14 protein-coding genes and 1 pseudogene are annotated in these 22338 nt (G+C 38.7%); 2 read left to right on the top strand and 13 right to left on the bottom strand.

All coding sequences use genetic code 11. The features are described from left to right. Positions 1–191: 191 nt before the first annotated feature. Entirely contained in the window at positions 192–6776 is a 6585-nt protein-coding gene (locus ABXH34_RS09150) for a Calx-beta domain-containing protein (protein WP_353571570.1), read from the bottom strand. Positions 6777–7238: 462 nt separating this feature from the next. Here ABXH34_RS09150 and ABXH34_RS09145 point away from each other — a divergent pair, with 462 nt between their 5' ends. Next, complete coding sequence (locus ABXH34_RS09145; RefSeq protein WP_353571569.1) at positions 7239–8870, top strand: alpha-D-glucose phosphate-specific phosphoglucomutase; 1632 nt, start codon at positions 7239–7241, stop codon at positions 8868–8870. A gap of 61 nt (positions 8871–8931) precedes the next feature. On the opposite strand, the gene ABXH34_RS09140 is transcribed toward ABXH34_RS09145, so the two are convergent. From ABXH34_RS09140 to cutA, 3 genes are read right to left on the bottom strand one after another with little or no spacing between them, the layout of a single operon-like run. Continuing rightward, on the bottom strand, positions 8932–9474 hold the full coding sequence (locus ABXH34_RS09140; RefSeq protein WP_353571568.1) for a TlpA family protein disulfide reductase: 543 nt from the start codon (positions 9472–9474) through the stop codon (positions 8932–8934). Then, positions 9471–11807, bottom strand: a complete 2337-nt coding sequence (locus ABXH34_RS09135; RefSeq protein ID WP_353571567.1) for a protein-disulfide reductase DsbD — start codon at positions 11805–11807, stop codon at positions 9471–9473. Before ABXH34_RS09135 ends, ABXH34_RS09140 begins: the two co-directional genes overlap by 4 nt. Next, entirely contained in the window at positions 11804–12133 is a 330-nt protein-coding gene (gene cutA, locus ABXH34_RS09130; protein ID WP_353571566.1) for a divalent-cation tolerance protein CutA, read from the bottom strand. The genes ABXH34_RS09135 and cutA overlap by 4 nt, the downstream gene beginning before the upstream one ends. A 45-nt stretch (positions 12134–12178) precedes the next feature. Between cutA and ABXH34_RS09125 the strand changes: the two genes are divergently transcribed. After that, entirely contained in the window at positions 12179–12658 is a 480-nt protein-coding gene (locus tag ABXH34_RS09125) for an FxsA family protein (RefSeq protein WP_353571565.1), read from the top strand. Between the two features lie 283 nt (positions 12659–12941). Here the strand turns inward: ABXH34_RS09125 and ABXH34_RS09120 are convergent, their stop codons facing one another. The 9 genes and pseudogenes from ABXH34_RS09120 to ABXH34_RS09085 form a co-directional block, all read right to left on the bottom strand. After that, entirely contained in the window at positions 12942–13775 is an 834-nt protein-coding gene (locus ABXH34_RS09120) for a sulfotransferase domain-containing protein (RefSeq protein ID WP_353571564.1), read from the bottom strand. Between the two features lie 121 nt (positions 13776–13896). Further along, on the bottom strand, positions 13897–14397 hold the full coding sequence (locus tag ABXH34_RS09115) for a tellurite resistance TerB family protein (protein WP_353571563.1): 501 nt from the start codon (positions 14395–14397) through the stop codon (positions 13897–13899). A 476-nt stretch (positions 14398–14873) separates the two neighbouring features. Continuing rightward, positions 14874–16190 (bottom strand): M48 family metallopeptidase, encoded by a 1317-nt coding sequence (locus tag ABXH34_RS09110; protein ID WP_353571562.1) that lies wholly within the window; start codon positions 16188–16190, stop codon positions 14874–14876. Positions 16191–16398: 208 nt separating this feature from the next. Beyond that, on the bottom strand, positions 16399–16896 hold the full coding sequence (locus ABXH34_RS09105) for a hypothetical protein (RefSeq protein WP_353571561.1): 498 nt from the start codon (positions 16894–16896) through the stop codon (positions 16399–16401). 41 nt (positions 16897–16937) lie between these two features. Further along, a complete protein-coding gene (locus ABXH34_RS09100; protein WP_353571560.1) occupies positions 16938–18212 on the bottom strand; it encodes a CHASE2 domain-containing protein in 1275 nt (424 codons plus the stop codon). Positions 18213–18861: 649 nt separating this feature from the next. Next, positions 18862–19026 (bottom strand): annotated as a pseudogene (locus ABXH34_RS18745) (IS607 family transposase); the annotation flags it as partial. 195 nt (positions 19027–19221) lie between these two features. Continuing rightward, the gene (gene truB, locus ABXH34_RS09095; RefSeq protein ID WP_353571559.1) at positions 19222–20130 is read right to left on the bottom strand and encodes a tRNA pseudouridine(55) synthase TruB; all 909 of its coding nucleotides are present in this window, start codon (positions 20128–20130) and stop codon (positions 19222–19224) included. Then, the gene (gene rbfA / locus ABXH34_RS09090) at positions 20114–20494 is read right to left on the bottom strand and encodes a 30S ribosome-binding factor RbfA (RefSeq protein ID WP_353571558.1); all 381 of its coding nucleotides are present in this window, start codon (positions 20492–20494) and stop codon (positions 20114–20116) included. The genes truB and rbfA overlap by 17 nt, the downstream gene beginning before the upstream one ends. Before the next feature lie 218 nt (positions 20495–20712). After that, positions 20713–22080 (bottom strand): hypothetical protein, encoded by a 1368-nt coding sequence (locus tag ABXH34_RS09085; RefSeq protein ID WP_353571557.1) that lies wholly within the window; start codon positions 22078–22080, stop codon positions 20713–20715. Positions 22081–22338: the final 258 nt, after the last annotated feature.

The raw sequence follows: 22338 nt of genomic DNA, 5'->3' as shown, positions 1-22338 counted from the left end.
GTTAAAAGTTTCCCTGAGGATTATGGAACAGAAGCCAAGTGTAAAGAGGCCTTATTTAATTGGAAATTTCTGAGAGGTTATGTATGCTCCAAGTGTGGAGCAACAGAATATTGTTGAAGGATTGTATTTTTAAAGGTGATGGCTTAGAACGAGCGGCTCTTTGAGAACCGCCCATCCTAATACCTTAAATTTTATTCCACACGATACATAACTTGTGCATCACCATTTGGATAAATCAAACGATAATCTAATAAACCATCTTGATTAACATCCTCAATTTCTTGAATGCTAATATTATCGCTGGTCTGTGCAACCGCTTGATAAATGTTATAACCCAGCAAGCCACTATACTCAGTTTGCCCGCTGCTATTCTTCGCAACAACCCGACCATCCATGTAAATCGATACCGTGTTAGCCAAACCTTGTAAGGCTGTATTATCGATTGGAGCAGGATAAATCACTTGCTGGCGTAATACATCTTCGCTATCGGTGTAAGTAAATAGCATATCAGTCACATCGGGCAAATAGCTAGAATTAACATATTTAATCCCCAACTCAGCATCACTAACTTCTGGGGTTAATAAACTTGCTCGTGCGCTTAAATACTCAGTATCAGTCGCTTCAATAGTGATATTACCTGTTGCATTCATCACCGCTTGACCTAAACCTAAGCTGTTCAAAGCAGACAAGAATTGCTCAGGAGCATACACCACAGGTACAGTTACAATATTCCGTCCTGTGTGGGTGACAAATGCCACTTGCGCATTGTTCTCAACATGTAACCCTACATAAGGCTTATTGTCTCGCAACTGGTTTGGTAATACTTGACTTAATTGCACTGGTAACAATGGATAGGCTATTGAGCCAATTTTCAGCACTAAAATACCATAAACCGTATCTTGCTGCATACTGACACCATACTCTACAAACTCCTGTAAACCATTGATACTACCTAAAATACCATTGATAGATGGATTAGTAATCACGTCATTCAATAAATTCACAGCAAACACACCAAAGAATGTCTGTACAGCCTCAGGCGGTGTAATATGTCCTGTAATTTTATCGAGATAAAGTGCTGGAATCACTGTGTTATCGGTGAATCTAACGTTCTCGCCCAATATCACATCATCGGCGACCGTTGAGCCACGTCCAATAATCACATTGTCTAATTTTGTACCTGATTCAATAGTGACATTTTTCAATATTGCAGGACTTTCAGGTGCACCAGCCACGCTACCTTGAATCGTGCCACCTGTAATTGTTGTACCCGCAGTTAAAACCACATCTTCAAGCACCCCTTCACTTTCAATATTACCCGCTAAGGTCGAATTACTGATTGAACCATCGGGGTTAATAAACGTACTCTTGCCATCTCCACCAATCAGCTGATCTTGATTAGACACTTGACCATTGACTAACGTATTGCCCGTATCAGGATTGACCACAGGTTTCGTCCGTCCTTTATCATCATCTTTAATCGTCACGGTTGCAGAACGTGGAGAGGCCATTTGAGTTTTACCATCTGTAACGAATAGACCTACCGTAAATGTCTCGTTGCTTTCAATGGTGGTGTCATTGATGATTGGAATCGTAATGTTTTGGCTGCGGGTATCACCTGCTTGCCAATTAAGTTGGCCACTGGTTTTAGTAAAGTCCAGATTAAATGTAGCTGTACCATCGGTATTCGTCCGATAAGAAATACTGGCTGCATCCAATCCACCCGCCCGAATCACACTGAGCACCACTTCACGTTCATCTTCATCGATACGATAGCTATCTGTTTCAAAACGGACTTGATTAATGTCGTTGTCGAAAATGATGACTTGCGCAATTGATTTTTCTCCAACCATATCCACTTGGCTGGTATTGGTCAGCTCTATAATAAAAGTACGATTTCCATCGCTGGTGGCATTGTCTAGCAAACCAATTTGAATTTCTTGTGATTGAGTATCAGCATTAACCCAAGTCAATCGCTTATTAATAACAGTATAATCACGACCTGATATTGCATTGCCATCTTGAGTGCTGATTTGAACATTGATTGTGCCTGTTGTCTCTGGTGTGCGTACAATTTTGACAGTCACGCGGCCGTCATTTTCATTCACAATATATTCAGTTTGTTCAAACTCAACCACGCCTAATAATGGTTCTGGCGGTAAAACAGGGATTTCAGGATCAATTGGTGGCTGAGTATTATCCGTCGTGGGTGTTGCTGCGACATCAATGATTTGCAAAACTGCATTAGATGTTGCGCCTAATATTGTGCCTACGGGTTTGCTTAAGCGTAAGTTAACCGTTTCAACATCTTCCTGAATCGCATCGGCTTCAATTTTAATATCAAAGGTTTTTACCGAGTTTTCACCTGCTGCCCATATCAACGTATTAGCTATGCCACTGTAGTCCGTGCTAGGAGTTGCTGTGCCATCAAGCAGTTCATAATAAATACTGGCCTCAGTGTCAATTGCGCCCGTGCGCTCGACTTCAATAATCGCAATCTGTCCTTCTGACTGTTGAAACTCAACATTTTTAAAATTTACTTCGCCAGATACTGGGGTTTTAGTCAAACTTAAAACGGTAGAGGTTTTTGCACCTAAAGCGACTAAATTATCAGGCTGTGGATTAGAAATAGTGGTTTCTAGTGTTGTTGAACCAATAGGGACTGCGCCGATTGGAATTTGAATCAACTGATTGGTAATTTCATTGTCAGCCCAACTGACTGTGCCTTGAGTTAGGATATTACCGCCAACAGTCACCACAAAATCGGCCTGTACTATACCCGTGAACGTGACACTGCGCGAAACAGGAATCACTAACACTTCATCTTGATCGCTGGCCGTAATATTGGGATGGACAAGATTGATATTGGCAGGTAAAACCGTATCGGTAATTTGTAATTCAGCTTCATCTAATACCGTATTGGTTTGATTGATTATTTGCATTCTTGCGGTTTCAACCAATTCAGTATAAGGATCAGTTACAATCTCAATCTCAAATGTTTTTGGCTCAAGATCGCCATCAGCCCAAGTCAATGTGCCAGACACTGTACCCTTATAATCTTGAGGATAAGTGGCCGTATTATTTCCCACCAAATAAATCACGCTCATTTCGCCATTAGAACCTTCGACCCGATTTACGGTAATAATTGCAACATTTTCTTTTTCTGTTGTCGCGTAAATATCTTGAGCAAATTGTGGCGAACCTGTATTAGCAAAAGTAGCCGTACATATTTTATCGCTATCCATATTCAGCGTGGTTTGACCATTACTACAATCACCCGTCCAACCAACAAAGCTATGTCCAAACTCAGGTGTTGCAATCAATTGAATGGTTTCACCTTGAATATAAGATGCACTGCACCCGCCTGTTTGACAATCAATCCCACTAGGGTTGCTGGTAATAGCACCGTTGCCAATCACTTGTAAGGCTAAAGTATAAGAAGGCGTAAATGAAACATGACATGTTTGGTCTGAATTGAGGTTGATTTGACCTTCTGGACATTCCGCACTCCAGATTGCAACATAACCAAGATCAGGAGTCGAAGTCAGTTGCATAATACCTTCAGGATAATTTTGTACGCACGGACTATTATCTGCGCTACAAGCTAAACTCTGTTCATAGCTGATCGTTCCGCCTGCACTATCCACATAGGTTGTAAGTGAATACAATGTAGAAAAGCCAGCAGTACATGTGCGATTTTGAGACATCGCTATTTCAATACTAGAGTCTGTTGTGCTAAGCCCATCAACACATGACCAACCTACAAATTGAGTTTTATCACTATCAACGGTTGCGGTAAGTGTAATCACTCTATCGGCAGTATAGCTAGAGCGACACGCTGAACCACAATTAATGATGCCATCATTGCTGCTAATAGTACCGAATCCTTTGCCTGATTTTTGAGTAACCAATTGATATGCAGGTAATTTTTCAAAAGTCAGTTGGCATGTTTGTTTACTATCCATTACAACTATGCCACTTTTAGAGCAATCGCCTGACCATGATTTGAGTCGATAACCTTGGTCTGGTTCTGGTGTCAACGTAACAGTGAGATACTCACGATAAGTCACACAATTATTGCCTATAGAGCATGAAATCCCTACGGTATCACTACTAAAGCTACCTTTACCTGTGATGTTGACCAGTAAATTGTGGTACACGGGTTCTTCAACAATTGTACCTGTGGAGCTATTATCATCAGTAGTTGTGGTTTTAGTAAATTTAGCGGTACACGACACATTACTAGAAGGCATGGTAAATGAGCTATTGCACTCGCTGTCACCAGACCAACCACTGAATTTTGAATTAGAGTCTGCACTCGCAGTTAAGCTGACACTAGCACCAGATTCATACGAGCCATAACCGCTGGTTGTACCGTCGCCTGTGCCTGATTTAGAAACCGAAACGGTATAAGTCAATGTGGCTGTGGTGGCGTTTAGCTGAGTTGCATCACTTAAGTTACTGCTGGAATCTTCCGCGACAAAATAAATATCATAAGCCGTTTGTGAATCTAATCCAGAAATGGTTTCTGTGGTACTGGTATCGGCTGTTGCATCGAAATTGCCACTGGCCACAGGAGAGCCACCGCCACTGGATTCGCCATTTTTAACTTCTGTTGCTGTTGGAGAGCTATCACCATCGGCAACCACAACGTAGTAAATAGTACTGCTTTCATCGACTTCTATCGTGACATCAACTGAGGAACTGCCAATATTACTGGTTGATGAGGATGAGAAACTTGGGGCTGTGGTATCAGGTATGGTGGTTGCTTCTAGCAAATATATATTTGATTCATTGGGGCTAGATTCATCATCTTCCGCATATAAATAAATATCATAGTCAGTGTTATAGCTCAAACTGGAAATAGTCACCGTTTCATCTGAATTTGCGGTATTGGCGTTGATTGTTCCATTATCAACAGCAGTACTACCTGTTGCATCATTGCCTGCTTTGATTTGGGATTTACTCGGTTCGCCTGTGCTGTTAGTGACCACAACATAGTAAACCGTTCCAATTTCATCAAGCTGGATTGTAATATCAAATGAGCTACCTGTTTCAGTATTGGTTTCTTTTTTATTGAAAACAGGAGCAGCAATATCAGAAGTGGTTGTTATTTCATATAATTCGATGCTGGTTGGATTCGAAGTGGATTCATCATCTTCTGCATATAAATAAACATCATAGTCGGTTGCAGGGTCTAAACTTGAAATGCTTTCAGTGACATCGGTATCCGCTGTGCTAATGCTAACCGTACTGCTTGTAATCGCGGAACTACCGCTTGAATTTTGACCAGATGCAATTTGAGTGGTTGATGGTTCTCCACTGCCATTAGTTACTACCACATAATAAACAGTCCCTAATTCATTTAGTTGCATGGTTAAATCAAATGAAGTGTCACCTATATTACTTGTGCTTGCAGTGATAGTCGGGGCAATGGTATCTGTTGTTGTATGGTCTAAATCCATTACGCTACTGACATTGCTTGAACCATCTTTCGCCACTAAATATATGGTATAAGATGTAGATGCGGTTAAACCTGAAGTGATGGATTCAGTGGTGGGAGTATCGGCGGTTGAGATTGCAAAACTACCACTGAGTGAGACAGCACTATCACTACTATCTGTGCCTGCTTCAACTTGGCTGGCATCGGGTGCGGTTTCAGAGCTGCCTAAAATGACATAATAAACTGTTCCTGTTTCATCAATTTGGGCAATAATATCAAATTCTGTATCAGTATCGCTCACACTGGCATTATCAATTTTTGTTTCTGTGCCATCAAATGTTGGAGCTGTAGAATCTGCATTAAGTTCATGTGCACCAATATCACAAGAAGAACTCAAAGGACGAGTCGTACCTAAATAATCTTCATCAAAAGGAGATGTACCACAATCATTTGTACCACTAGCAATGGCATCAAGCGCAGGATTTGAAACATCATTTTTTAAAGTAGGCGCAGTATCAAAAATGTCGGAAGTACTTGTAACCACCTGATCGTTTGTTCCACTACTTGGACAGTGCGTATCATCTCCCACAATATTGTAATCTTCAGATGTAAAAGACCCACCATTCCTATTACAATTTTCTTTATCTGTAATACCTATGTTGCCTGCTATAATAGAATTTTTTATATTGGCACTACCACTGAAAGAAAATATTCCACCACCACTGAAAGCTCCACTTGTGGCCGCTGTATTTCCAGTAATGGTACAACCTTCAATATTTGTATTATTACCTGTACTTGTAATATACAAACCTGCACCATAAGTTGATGAGTTACCGATAAAAACAGAATTATAAACACCGACATCGCCACTCGTGCTTTTTATATATAAAGCCCCACCTCGAACACCTGTATTACTTCTAAAAACTGAGCGGTTTATAACTAGGCTACTACCACTTTCTTTGCATATTGCCCCACCTGATTTCCCTGTACTTCCACAAGTATGAGTCGAAGCACCACCACTAGAATTACCATCAATCAAAGTTAAGTCATTTAGTACAATTTCATCAGAACTTGAGGTTGCATTAATAGTCAATAGCCTAAAAGAATCAGCACCTTGAATTGTATATCCAGCACCATTAATAATAACTGCTCGACCAATTGTTTTTTCTGAAGTTAAAGTAATGTCCGCCGTGATATTAATCTCTGAATCTGAGCCGCTAATACATGTACTTAGTGCAGATTCATCGCCTGCATCACAGCTCCATGCAAATGAATGGAATCCCAAAAGCAATAAACCTAAAATTGGTATGCGTAAAATAGGATGATTTAACATACCTACTCTCCTACGGTGACAAAAAAGTGACTCAGCACCGTTCCCACCTTGAAATAAAGCAGTCACCAGTGATTTCACCTTTTTAGTTAATACATTGAATTACTAGATAGTTTAGCCTATCACGTCATAAAATAAACAAGTATGATGCAAAAAACAGACAAACGTTGTCAAAAAATTGTCATACGTTAATGGTCATTTTAAGTATTTTCAACAATAAAATGGATATATAAATTGGGATGGTATATTCGTATTTTGAAGTCCAAACTGAAGAAAATAGCTGAAGAAATATCCAAACAACCTCAAACCATTTGATGATAGAAGCAGCCGTCACGACATGCGGTATAAATAATTGAATAAGCACTTAAGCGTTTTTTTTCTGCATCATTTCTTAAAAACAACCCAAAGTATTGATATGATATTGACATAACAATGAGTCATGCCGACCACCACTAAGGATTGATTATGACAATACAAATCATTAACACCAGCCCTTTTGATGCTCAGAAACCAGGTACGTCTGGTTTACGTAAAAAAGTCACTGTCTTTCAGCAAGCACATTATTTAGAAAATTTTGTACAGTCTATTTTCGACTCATTACAAGATTTCCAAGCTAAAACGCTGGTGGTCGGTGGTGATGGGCGTTTTTACAATACCACCGCGATTCAAATTATTCTAAAAATGGCAGCAGCCAATGGTTTTGGACAAGTATTAGTCGGACAAAATGGGATTTTATCGACACCTGCTGCATCGACCGTGATTCGAAAATACCAAGCTTTTGGTGGGATTATTTTATCGGCCAGTCATAACCCCGCTGGTATCGATGGAGATTTTGGGATTAAATATAATATGGGTAATGGTGGGCCAGCACCTGAGAAAATCACCGACGCAATTTATCAACACAGCCAAAATATCACCCAATATAAAATCTTAGACACGCAAGACATCGATTTAGCACATCAAGGTGAATATCAGCTTGGAAAAATGCAAGTGAAGGTGATTGATGCCGTTACAGATTATGCGGAGTTGATGCAAACATTATTTGATTTTGATGCGATTAAAGCCATGCTTCATTCTGGTTTTAATATGCGGTTTGATGCCATGCACGCCGTCACAGGCCCTTATGCAACCGAAATTTTAGTGAATCGCTTAGGTGCGACATCCGAGACGATCATGAATGGTGAACCGCTGGAAGATTTTGGCAAAGGCCATCCAGACCCAAATCAAGCTCATGCTCATGAATTAATCGAAGAACTGGAAAAACCGGGTATGAGTTTTGGCGCGGCTTCTGATGGTGATGGTGATCGTAATATGGTGATTGGGCATCGTTTCTTTATCACCCCTTCAGATAGTTTGGCAGTGATTGCCGCTAACGCGCATTTGATACCAGGTTATAAACAAGGTTTAGCGGGTATTGCTCGCTCAATGCCAACCAGCAAAGCCCCTGACCATGTGGCAGCCCGTTTAGGGATTGACTGCTTTGAAACCCCAACAGGCTGGAAATTCTTCGGTAATTTGCTTGATGCAGGGAAAGCCACCTTGTGTGGTGAAGAAAGTTTTGGTACAGGTTCAAACCATGTGCGTGAGAAAGATGGTTTATGGGCGGTATTATTCTGGTTAAATATTTTAGCAGTACGCAAACAACCTGTTGACATGATTATGCGTGAACACTGGCAAACGTATGGGCGCAACTTTTATTCTCGTCATGACTATGAAGGGGTAGATAGTGCTGCTGCAACACAATTGATGGACAATTTACGCCAGCAATTTGATAGCTTGCAAGGGAAAACCTTTGGACATTACACGGTGAATTTAGCTGATGATTTCAGTTATAACGATCCTGTCGATGGTAGTTGTAGTCATAATCAAGGGATTCGGATTGGGTTTATAGAACATGAAGCGCGGATTATTTTTCGCTTATCTGGCACGGGAACGGTTGGAGCTACGTTGAGGGTTTATTTAGAAAAATATGAACCAGACCCCTCAAAACATGAACAAGATACGCAACAGGCATTAGCAGATTTGATTGATTTAGCTGAAGAACTTGCGAAGATTAAGCAATTTACCACGCGTGATAAAGCCACAGTGATTACTTAAAATAGTTAGGACTGCCTGTCTTGGAAGGATTGGCAGTCCTAATCAGTTATTCAAAAAATAATTACAACGCTTGTGGTGCGCTATTCAATTGTAAAATCAAGGCTTCAAGTTTATTTTCTGACAATTCACCTAGATGTCTGGTAACAATCGCGCCATATTGATTAACCACCACCGTAAACGGTAAACCACCTCGTGTATTGCCAAATTCCTTGGATAAAGTCACCCCTTTGCGTTCACTGATTAACACGGGATAATTCATTCTAGTACGTTCGACAAAATCTTCAACAGGGGCTTTTTGATCCAATGCGATACCAACAAATTGCACTTGTTCAGCATATTTTTCTTGTAAACGTACAAACCCTGGAATTTCACGAATACAAGGCGGACACCAACTTGCCCAGAAGTTGATGATTAAAACTTTCCCTGCCCATTCTTTGCTATGCCGTTCTACACCTTGCAAATCAAGTAATGAGAAACTAGGAGCTATTTGCTGTGAATCAGTGTGTACCCTGAGTTCGCGAGATTGCGACGATAGCATCACACTGCTGACCAACACACTCACGGTCAACACAATAAAAATAACAGTAAAATGGGTGAGTTTCATAATGCGTACACCTGTGTCAAATGCTGACGAAAGTCATCAGCAGGTTTGAATCCTACTATGCGAAAAGCATTTAATTCACGTCCATCAGGATGAAAAAAGATAATCGCAGGAGGGCCAAAAATTCCAAATCGTTTATATAATGCTTTGTCTTGTGCATCATTGGGTGTCACATCAGCTTGCAATAAAACCGCATCTTTAAGCAAAGTTTGCACGCCTGCATCAGTAAAAGTTAAATGTTCCATCTCTTTACACGATACGCACCAATCAGCATAAAAATCTAACATCACATATTTTTGCTGGGCTTTGGCAGTGGCTAATGCTTGGTTTAATTGCTCCATACCTTTGATTTGCTGAAATACAAGACCTTGTTCCGCATTCGCAACTGTAGAATTGGACGAACCTGCAAATTTTTCTAATGGTTTTAAAGGATTATACCCACCACTGGCTGCACCAACCATCAAAAATACACCATAGATAAACAGGATAATGGACAAACCTTTTTGCAGTCTGCCGATCCATGACACATCAGGTAACATTTTATCGAAGATACCCATATAAACGGCGGATAAAATAAATAAAGTGGCCCACAATAACATGGTGACTTGGGCTGGGAATACTCGTTCAACCATCCAAATAGCAACCGCTAACAGTAAAACCCCAAATACGGCTTTAACATTATCCATCCATGCCCCTGAACGCGGTAAAATATGACCTGCTGACGTACCGATTAACAATAATGGCACACCCATGCCCATGCTCATGGAAAACAATGCTACGCCACCTAATATCGCATCACCCGTTTGCCCGATGTAAATCAATGCACCTGCCAATGGTGCAGCCACGCAAGGGCCTACAATTAAGGCGGACAACACGCCCATAATGCTGACACCAAACAATGTGCCACCTTTTTGTTTATTGCTGGCTTCGGTAATTTTAGATTGTAAAAAGGAAGGGAGTTGCAATTCATAAAATCCAAACATAGACAATGAGAGTGCAACAAATACTAAGGAAAATGTCACTAAAACATAAGGATTTTGGAACATTAACTGTAAATTTTGTCCGACTAAACCTGTAATTACGCCAAATACGGTATAGGTTAAAGCCATGGATAAAACATAGACTAGCGACATAATAAATGCGCGACCCGTTGTTACTTGTTCACCTTGGCCTACGATGATGCCTGATAAAATAGGAATCATGGGGAATACGCAAGGGGTTAGTGATAGCAACAAGCCAAATCCAAAGAAAGCTAAAATCACGTAAAACATGTTGTTATTGGATAATAAACTGGCAATACGATCTTGTTCTGATTGCATTGTCAAAGGGGCTGGAGCTGTTGAGGTTTCAGATTTGGCGGTTGTAAGCTCTTTTTCATCTTGCTCTATATTTTCAACAAAACTGACCTCACTACCATCAAGTGGAATGTCAATTATTTTTGATTGGGGTGGATAACATAAACCCGCTTCGGCACAACCTTGATAAGTGACTTTTAAACGTACCGTATCTTGATTTTTTGTATCTTCAATCGGTAATTTAGCCACGACATTATAGTAATAAACTTCAGTTTCACCATAAGTTGGATCATCTTTCATTTCACCATCAGCTAATTCAGCCTCACCTAATTGCACACCATTCAAGGTTTCAAAACCAAAACGCTTACGATATAAATAATAACCTTGCTTGATTTGCCAGTAGGCGATAATGCGTTCATCAAGGAATTCGGCCGAAAATTGAAACGCAATCTCAGGGTCTAAAAAGGGATCATCGCTCACACTGGAGGTGCTAAAGGGGTTGTCGTCCTCAAATAAAGCTTGGAGATTCGATACGGGTTTCGCCTCAATTTGATCCATATTAAACATGGGTGCGGGCGGCTCGGGCGGCTCTGAGGTTTCCTGATTTGCAGGCTCTGTAGCCACCGTAGGCAATGCTATAGTCACGGTTTGGCGATAAGGCGGATAACAGTTTTCTGTATTAGGCGGGCAACCTTGAGCAATCACTTCAACCCTGATTTGATCCAGTTGGTCAGGATTTTGAATAATAGGTAATTCAAATTGAACCTGTTGTTGATAAACTTCTAAATTACCAAAAAATTCATCTTGTTTTGTCTCACCTTGTGGCAAATCTAACTCGCCTAATTCTAGATTCTGACTACGACTACGTACCTGAAATTTATCTTTGTATAGAAAGTAATCTGGGGCAATTTTCCATTTAAACCTGATTTTTTGTGCACTTACCGCTTCAGTTTCTAACACAAAAGCTTGATTCACATTTAGAAAATCATTGGCTTGAGCCGTTAAGCTTATGCACATGAGTAAAAATACAATAATTCTCATTCGGTGTCCTTTTCAGTCACGGATTGAATCCAGTTAATATAGCTAGGCAAACCTGTGTCGATTGATAAAGCTATGAGTTCTGGCACTTCATAAGGATGCAGTTGCACCAGTAAATTTTCAATGCTTTTATAGTGCTTCGCTTGAGTTTTGATGATAAGCAGTACTTCAGTATCATTGATGATTTTACCTTTCCATTCGTACATCGACTGGATTTGTGGCACAATATTAATACATGCAGCAAGATGTTTTTCTAACAGGGCTTTAGCAATATCTTGGGCAATATGGAGGTCTGGACAGGTGTTAAATAGCACTTGGTGGTCAGACATTATGGGTTCACTTGTTATTTTTTTATACACAATCGGCATATTCTAATGAACTTATCGCATGGTTTGCTACTGTTATTTATTTTAGTCCCCGTTATTGAGATTTATTTTTTCATTTTAATTGGGGGTATCATTGGCATATTTCCTACACTGTTATTTATTGTCGTGACGGCAATCATTGGAACAAAATTATTGAAAGCCCAAGGTACATTAACGCTGCAACGTGCTCAATTGATGATGCAACAGGGGCAAGTACCTGCTGAGCCATTGCTAGAAGGGATTTTGATTATTGCCAGTGGTTTTTTATTAGTGACTCCCGGATTTTTCACTGATACTATTGGTTTTATGTTTTTGTTTCCGATTCCACGCCGTTTTATTGCCCGACGCTTAGGTCTGCGGATTCAAATGCATACTATGGGAGATATGCCTGAACAGGATAATATGCAGTCTAACCCTTTCAAACGCAAACAAACCAAGCCGCATCAGCCTGTCGTGATTGAAGGTGAGTATAAACGCGAAGATGAGTAATGTTTAAACGTTTTATACCACTTTGAGTTTCAGTTTTGAAAATAAGCCCGTTTGTGCAAAAATAAGATCAATGAATTTTATAGAACGGGTTTGAAATCTCTAAGAAGAGATGGTAAGCCTTTTAAATTAAGAGTCTAATAAAACACAGGTTAAGCTTAAGAAAATATGTTCTCAACATTTTAGTTAGATTCTCAATATTGTCCAACGCCATCATCAAAACGCATAATATTGATTAGGAACAAAACCTATTTTTCCTTCCAGCTCTATCCCGTCGAATGTATCGCTATGTATAGTTTTGCTCTGAAAAATCCCAATTCAACTTTTTACCAAGAAAAAGTTCCATTTTTTGTACATCTTGGCTAATCATTTTCATGACTTGCTGATAAGTTTGTCTATCAAATTTAGGTTTTTCTATGTCCAAATGTTTGCCGCTAGTATGATGTTTGACTGCTAAGCTCTTGCATTGGAATTGAGAATCAATATCTAAAAATTCAAAGACCTGTTTTAGCGTTTGTTCTGGATGCAATTCTAATTCTTCTGTCGTAATAATTAGAAAAGAGTCTAAGGTAAACTGTTTTAGAAAGTGGCTTAGCTGATAAAAATAGAGACTGGTTGCCAACAAAATTTGGCTATTCACCGCTAAATAATGATTGAATTCCGATTTTTTTACGTGCTTAAAATAAATACAATTATGCTGATAATGGGAAATGATTCTGTCTAATGGATTTCTAAGCAGATAAATCAATTTTATAGAAGGTTGAAGCAGTTTAATCCGTAGAGGAGAATCCATCCCTTGAGTTGGGGCTTTGGTATAAAATATCGAAGCTTCACCAATATGGGATTGCCCTTGATAATCTTGCATTAAGTATTCTATAGCGTGTTGACGTGACTCAATATGCACATCATTTGTTGCCATTTTCTTTTTATGTTGAGCAAAACTCAGAAAAATCCCCGGTTCTTTTATTTCAGGGAAGTAAATATCAGGATGTTCATTCATATAATGATACAGGCTTGTTGTACCTGACTTCATTGCGCCAATAATCGCAAATGTAGGCAATAGCTTGAGGTCAGTATTTTGCCATTCTTGTAGAATATCTTGAGGATTGAATTCATTCATGGTGTAGTTGAAAAGCGCGACAACAGTATTTTGACTAACGATTGGGAATCATAATCTAGGTTTTTTCGCACTTTATAGACCATGAAATTCCCAACCTATCGATTCAAACGAGTCTATATGACTATTTAGTTTGTAGTTTTACTTCACCACTATTTCGAGGATGATCTGGGTTAGTGAATACAGAACGATCATTTTTTAGGGCAATCACTTCAAAGAATGGTGCAAAACGCTCTTCAGAAACAGAAAAAGCTTTTAAGAACTGAGCAAATAATTCTTGTTCTTGAGAAGCGGCAGAACCATCAGATAACGATGAATCTAAAATATTAGTTAATATACACATTTTTTGTGCATCACTTAAGATGGGTACAATTTCAGTAAAGAATTGCTCTGGAGCATTGCTTTGTGCATATTTTAATGCTCGTTCTAGCAACTTACGGTTATTTGCACCGACCCCAATCGCACCACCTTGGTTTTCACCACCGAGTACTGAAAGTAGTTGACCTACTTCTTCATTTTCAATATGCCCATCAGCACTCATCATATAAATTAGAGAGGTTGCAAATGCCAAATGAGGTGTCATTTCTGCACTTGAGTCACCCGAAAACATGTCAAATAAGCCCATTTTAAACTCCTTTCGATTAGTTTGTTTCTTATTAAAAATAATTTATTTAGTGCTGCTTATACTACGATCCGTTAGCTGACATTCAGAATTTGGGGGTACATTTTTTTAAATCTAGTGGTATTTTCATCATTCATCGTTTTGTAATGCCATATAGCAGTCTGTATGTTGGAAATATTGTATAACACATCAATCTAAAAGGGGTATTAATTGTCTGATGATTGTGGTTAATAGATGAATAAGACGATTTAAAATGAGTATTGGATCAAAGCTAAATGGATGCTTAATGTTGTTCGTTAAATAATATGGAATTTTTCAACGTACTCAACTTTATCACCTAAATTTTATCTGGTTCAGAGATAAAAAAATATAAGTTGGGCTTGGTAGCAAGCTAATGCAAGATAGTTAAGTCACACCATAATATTCATTGATGCCACTTAACCATTATGAAGTTAAAAATATACCAAAATAGGTGGCTGTTATTTCAGAGCCTTTCTACACTCTTCAATAATTTTGACATTACTATTTGCATTGAGTTCACATTCACGCCAATAGTGTTTAGCTTTATCTAGATCATTGTTTGATGTGCTTAATGCAATCATTCTGGGTAATAATTCAATCGGTTGACCAAAATCATTATAAGCCCCTTCCAAAGCACTTGCCGCAGCCTCAGGTTTATTATTTTTTAGCTCAAGAGAATGCATTCGCTCATACAGTTGAAATGTTTGATATGGATAATCAAGCGTGTATTGCGCGATATTCTGCAAAGCCAATTTAGGTTTATACTGTGCTTCTCGAATTTGAGAAAAAATGAGTCGTGGATAAGGATGGTTTTGTGTCGGGCGTTTTACTGCATTGGCGGCAAAACGTTCAGCTTGTACCAGATTTTTCTCCAAGAAAGCATGACGCGCCTTATCTGCAAACGCATAATTATCAAACAATATTTTGATGCTTGGCTTTTGCTCCATTGCCTTCCAGCTTGCCGTGTTGATAGCAGGTGGAATCGTAGAAATAATGTTGCTTTCTCGTAAATATTGTTGAATTTCTTTAGCTCTTTCAGATTTGGTTGGATGCGTCGTACTCTTGCTTTGTACAAACCCACTGATCTTAGAACCAAACTGATCGAATGCTTGGCCAACTAAGTTGGTTCGACTGGTTTTGTTGCCTAATAAACGCGCACTTTTCTTTTCTAAACTGGATACTAAATGCTCTGAATTTTCCGCACTCGTTGTACTCTGCCAATCAGGTAAATTTTTCAATACATCAACCAATTGCAACCAGTTATATCCTGTTTTTTGCAGTAATTGAATTGCTAATCTATCAGCGGCTTTTTCTTGGTGTCTTGTCCATGTTGGAAACAATACAACTTCAGATAATTTCAAGAAAGTACCCATATCTTCTAATTGGTCTTTTTGATATTCTTGTTGGGTTGCAGGCCGTTCATTGTTAAAAGCATAATAAGCTGTTTTAGCTGAGCTGTATTTATCCTTAAGTGAAATCGCAAGATTCTGGCTTTTCAAAAAAGCATCAGATTGGAAGTGTTTTAATACAACATGTGATAATTCATGGGCTAAAATGGCAGCTATTTGATCTTCATTTTGAATCTGAGTAATCAGACCATGACTTAGAATAATATTACCAGCAGGCATTGCATAAGCATTAAATGAAGAGGAGGCTTCTACATGCACGCTTGCTTTTGCAGGCACAGGTAAATGCTGTTCCAGTTTAGTAATAATGCCATTTAAGTAATCTTCCAAATCAGGCGCATCAATAAATCCATAAGCACTATTTATCAATGATGCTTTCGTCAGCTCATCAGACTTTTCAATGTCTGTTGTCGGTTTATAACTTTTTGGTACATCAACAATAGCTTGATCGATATCTGCTTGCCTGTTTATACCTAAAGAGCCTAATATTATCTTTAACTGTCGTTACTGTCTGACAGCCTGATAGAATAAATAAAAATAAAACCGCTAGAATTTGTTTAGACATTTGTATTGATCCCTATTCGCAATCGTCACCAAAGCCTCTAGTGCTGGCTGTGGGTATGACCGCAGCAAGAGTTGTCACTGATTTTCGGCCTTTCTGTAAAAAACAGCTAATAGATGCTGTGGTTTTTTTGCTATCCGTTTTGACGAAACCAAAGTCAGTCCAGTAATTGTCTTTATCAACATTGATTTGTAATCGGCCGTTTGAGGCAATCGCCATGATTTCCATTGGGAAAGACACCTCATTTTCGGTCACAGTTTTTACATAATCACCTTTAGGATCATCAAATAAATCAACTTCTCCTGTCACAAAGCCAATAATGCTAGCTGATCCGCTCTTACCAATCTCTGAAGGTTTAACAATATTTGTTTCATACGATGAACCAAAGCCACGTCCGATTGGTGTGCCCACAGAACGGTGTGATTCTGCTCTCAGATTATTCTGCGGTATGGTCTGACAGCCGATGGAGCTTAAAGCCAATGTTGTCAGAACAGCTATTTTCAGTAATTTCATCGTATTTACCTTTGGGGTTAGTGTTTAAGATGGATAACTTTTTAATCTGCCCACTCTTGTATGGTTTTTGTTATTGAGACAGCGTGCGTCACAACTTTATCTGATAAGCCTGTTGCGATAAGACTGGTGTGGCCAAGCCAGTTTGCTACAGCTAAATTAAAAAAGTAAAAGCTAACAATTGAAAATGAAATAATAATAAGGAAAGAAACTAGGAAATGTAAGCTATAGTAATAAAGCCATTGATGATTTTGATTTAGTCTTGTTCTTAACTGGTTATAAATACATTCATCATATTGCAATCGAATATAGTAACTAAACGTAGCCAGTGAAAAAAACATCAGAATTAAAAATGTGTTATAAAGATAATACTGTTCAGGTGCTAAACTACGTCTTTTATAGTGCTCGCCTAAAGTGAGTAAGTTATCTAAAGCCATTGCATGGTAATAAATTCCCGGTAGCATCGTATGTAAAGAGGTTGTTGCAATATCCCCAGAACCTAGAATATTGCCGCCATAAAATACAAACTTATCATTTAAAACAGCCTGTATATCATCGTTTGACACCCCAAAAGTGAGCAAATCAAGAGCGGATAAACTACGTGTATAAATACACTTGTAATCTAGTTTTTCTAAGCCAGCATATAAAACCCGTTGAAAATTGTTATACCAAGTATCTTGGCAATCACTGCCCATCCACTTGGAATTAATCGGGTCTTGCCCAACTCCCCAAAATAATTCAATGTTTTGTGTATAAATATCTTGGCTTTGCAACTCAAAGTCCTGATAGATTTGATAGGCAGCACTGTTAATTTCTTGCTCACTTTCTTTAGCAAACATGCCTTTTAATGGATATTGTCGATCAACAAAGTCAGTAGCATCAGTTTTTTTAACCACTGAAACGGGAATCACATAGTCTGCTATATCAACATTTTGTTTGATTTGGAAGGCGCGGGAAATACTTTCTAAGTCGTTTGGTTGGCTAACTGCGAGGTAAACAGGAATTTGATCTCTTTTGTATTTTTTCAGAATCCGAACTAATTCCTTAGCTGTGGAATCTAAACAGTGACCTAAAAATAAGAAATCAATCATCACGGCTTTTGGTTTTCTGGCTCGAATAAAATCGAGAATTCTGGCGTGAAATTTATAGGTTGCAGGCCATTCCTCGCCCATTTCGCTTAATGCATCGTCACCGAGTAAAACTACACTGACTTGTTTTTGTCCCGCATTGTTATACACCCATGAATATGAGCCAAAAGCAACATTAAATATATCTTGAGAATAGCGAGCCGTTAAATTTCCAACACCTATATGGAGCAATACTAGAGGTTGCCCAGATGAATAATACGTACATCGCAATATAAAAGATGGCTCTAAACGAAAAAAACATCTTAATTAATTTGGATGTTTTAGTATTTATTTTCCACATATTTCAATTTTTGTTTCGTGAATTTTAATATGATTTTTATTATAACGGATACGATATATATTGTATTGTTTAATTTTTATCATTTAAAAGCACAACGTATTTTTCGTAAAACAGGTTGAATGTTTATAACTTTCCTTGAATTATATTGTATAAGCCTGACAAGTTTTGAATGCGTGCAAAATTTATATGATAAAAAATAAATAAATTATAGATATTTGGATGGGGTATTTAAGCCGTCGTTTGGAGCGAGAAATATTGTGATTACTATCTCCTATTATCCGTTACTAAAAATCGACACAAACTTGAGTTTATTGAGACTTGATTTCAATTTCTGGTTAGCAGGAAAAACCTCTCCCGTACTCAGGGTGGCAAGGATTTTCAATCCCAAAATCCACGCCAACACTGGGTTGACGGTCGACATCTTTGGGATTGTATTCTTGCGTCTCAACTAAAATAGAAGCAAAGTATTTCCCTGCTTTTTTACTTGATGATGACTTGTTTGGCTATTCCATCAAAACGCAGTTTTTGGCGCATTTTTATTTATGTGCTAACAATATCATTTAAAGCGTCCATTAGCTTCTTGTTTTTATGGCTGCAACTACCATATAGGTGAGCAGAAAATATGCTTATGATTTCCAATACATCTTGGGCTAGCTCTTCTTCAAAATTTGGCTGTTCACCTTGGTGAATGATGACAATTTCTATGTATCTTTGCAGCTTCACCTATTTCCACAAGTTTTTAATATTAGTACATAATAGTAAAGATTAGAATAGATTTTAAGTTGCTGTTATTACCCCAAAGGCCATACAATATTAATAAGCCACTCCCCCTAATCCCATACTCCAATATTTTAATCTACGCATATCCAATGCTCTCATATTAAAAAAGAGGTGAATAGTTTATGCTAAATTCATTAAACGCTTGGGCGCAATACGTCCATCATCTAATATTTGACCAAGGCCGATAAATTCCTGCTCAGCCGTAAGCAGTTTGACCCAGCCTTCTGTTGGTGCTTGTGATACTTGAACCGCTTGACCTTGGCGGATATAAAAAGTGAGTTCCTCAGATAAATATAAAGCAGGCAAATGTGGTAAGGCGGAATCAATTGGAATTAACAATGCGTCCAAAGCTTCAAAACCCTGAGTTGCGGTTTCCTGCAAAGTTTCAAAATCGAGCATGTCTTTATAATGCCCTACTTCACTGCGATGCAAAGCACTGATATGCGCTCCACAGCCCAATGCTTCACCAATATCCTCGGCTAAAGTGCGAATATACGTCCCTTTTGAACAATGCACATGAATGCTGATTTTTGGCAAACTGATGTCGATAATACTGATGTCAAAAATAGTAATCGGGCGGGCTTCACGTTCTACGGTCTGACCTTTACGTGCCAATTTATATAGCGGTTGTCCTTGATGCTTCAATGCGGAATACATCGGCGGCATTTGCATTTGCTCACCGATAAATTGTTGTATCACTTGTTCGATTTGTGCAGCGTCAATCCCATCAATGGGCCGCTCTTGCAATATATCGCCTTCACTATCAGCGGTCGTCGTGGTCGCGCCTAAATGACATTCAGCAATGTAATGTTTATCCGCATCGAGCAAGAAATGAGAGATTTTTGTGGCTTCACCCAAGCACAATGGCAATAAACCTGTTGCCAAAGGATCTAAGCTGCCTGTATGTCCTGCTTTATTGGCATTGTATAAACCCTTTACTTTCTGCAAGATTTCATTAGAAGTCAGGCCTGTTGGTTTATTAAGCAATAAAATACCATGGACGTTGCGACCTTTACGCCTTTTCGCCATTGTCCTCATCCTCTTTTGGCACGACTGAATCAATTAGAGCACTTAAGCGGCTGCCTTCCACAACACTGGCATCGTATTTAAATTGCAGACGTGGCACAGTGCGAATATTATTAATGCGTTGGGATAAATGGTGACGCAACATACTGGCTTTCTGGGTAAGATATTTTAGTGTATTTTGCTCATCTAATTCACCACCAAAACAGGTGAAATAAACCATGGCATTTTTTAAGTCTGGAGAAGTGTTAACCTCTGAAATGGTCAGCATACCAAGTTGCTTGGTTTCAAGTTCGCGTTGAATAATGTCAGAGAGTTCTTTTTGAACTAGGCCATTGATGCGAGTATTACGTTTAAATTCTTTAGGCATGTTTGGGGATATTTCTTATATGAGGGTGTTCAATCAACATGCATTATAAAGAAAAAACGAGTCTTGGGAAATATTGTATTGCTAAAGTAGTAATAGTTAATTTTAGAGTTGGGAAAAATTTTGTAAAATAAGACCTTGATGACTTCTTCAGTCTTTCATTCTGATAGGTGGTTGCATTCCCACAAGAATGCGGGAACACAAGGAGGCAATGCGATAATTTAGCGTGGTACGATGCTATCTAAATCAACACCAAATAAGAATGCTGGATCATCTTGAATCAAATCAATTGAATAAATATTAACCTCAGTTTCTCCTGTATTATTAACAACTGGGAATGAAATACAAGGAATGGTTAACACACCTGCATTGTAAGAAGTGAGACAGGTATTTTGACGAAGATCATCTTCTGTTGTTGTGTCAAAGCTGTTTGGCTCATCTGTTGCGATAACGGTAATGCCTTCCATATCAGCAAATTTGGCTCTTACGCCCCAGCCAGCTAAGGTATCAGACACGGCAAACCATAATTCGTTATTACCTGCTTTCAATGGTAAATATAAATTATCAAAGAAACCCACTGTACCTATAAAACGGTAATCTCGGCTTCTAAACGCATCATCACCTGAAAAAAGTAACTGGCCATTTAAATAGACTTTTGCACTATCACTAAAGCCAAACATCAATTTCTTTGTTTGAGCACTATTTGATTGAATCGTGACCCGTGCAAACGCAGTATCATTGATACGATTCGCTCTGTCTAATAAACGAATTTTAGAAAAGAAGGCTACACCAATATTATCAGTAGATAATTTATCCCAAGTGCGAGCTTGTTGATCGTTGGCAGTCAATGCCAATCTATCATCCAACTCTTTGGCTGAGAATACATCAGAAACCATCCATTCTGTTACCATATTAGGATCATTAACATAAGCAACTTCTTGGACAGCATCACCTCTGACTAACGTGGGTGGCGTATCCATGCTTTCATAGCTAAAGTTTGCTGCATAAGTTGGGATACGTACCGCTTCAGGAATGTTATAACCACCAAATATCCCGACAGTACCTGTATTGACACCTTGTTTCATGTCATTAATAAACAAAGCAGGGTTTTCCATATCACCTACAAAAATTTCCCCTTCTGTGCCTGATACCACAGCTTTAACATGTATCCATTCACCCAGTGGTTTTTCTATTGAGGTTGGGTTATGACCTGGACCATAGTAAAATTGTAAAGGATGTGCTGAGTCATTGACTGGCATATAGTGCAGACCATAAGGTGTCCCAAATTCATAATCTCTAAAGTGCATTAATTCATAATTCTGTTGATCTTGTGCCCGCCAAACTAAGCCCTGCTCATCCCGTTTAGAACTTGATGCCTCCAAGCTAAATAAGACATCAAATTCAATTGTCCCATGGGTAAAGTCAGCGTCTTTAACAAACCCCAATGCTTTTACCATTTTAATTGCAGGGTAAGTTACGCCTTTGGTATCAGTGAAATCTTCTAAGCTATATTCTGAGTCAGCAGTAAATTCCCAACTATCAGAATCAAAAGGCACGGATATAGGTGCAGCAAAAGCACTTGTTATCATGCAACACGTACCAACCAAAGCCAGGCAACCTTGTCGAAAGTATGTGCTTTTTTTCATAGTAATTCCTCTTTATAATTAAACAACACAACATTAAAACATCAGCAACTTATTTATCTAGCTAATGAACGGAAAGGAGTATAACAAAAATAAGTGATTGTTAATATAAGAAACAGCGGGTGAAATTATATATCATTATCAATATTGCAAAATTATTTTTTTTTCGAGATCAACTCCAGCGTATTTTGTATGGTTTTATGT

It is taken from the genome of Candidatus Albibeggiatoa sp. nov. BB20 (assembly GCA_016744725.1).
In the GTDB taxonomy this organism is placed as follows: domain Bacteria; phylum Pseudomonadota; class Gammaproteobacteria; order Beggiatoales; family Beggiatoaceae; genus Albibeggiatoa.
The sequence above is the reverse complement of the archived record's forward strand: the minus strand, read 5'-3'. Positions and strand labels throughout refer to the sequence as shown.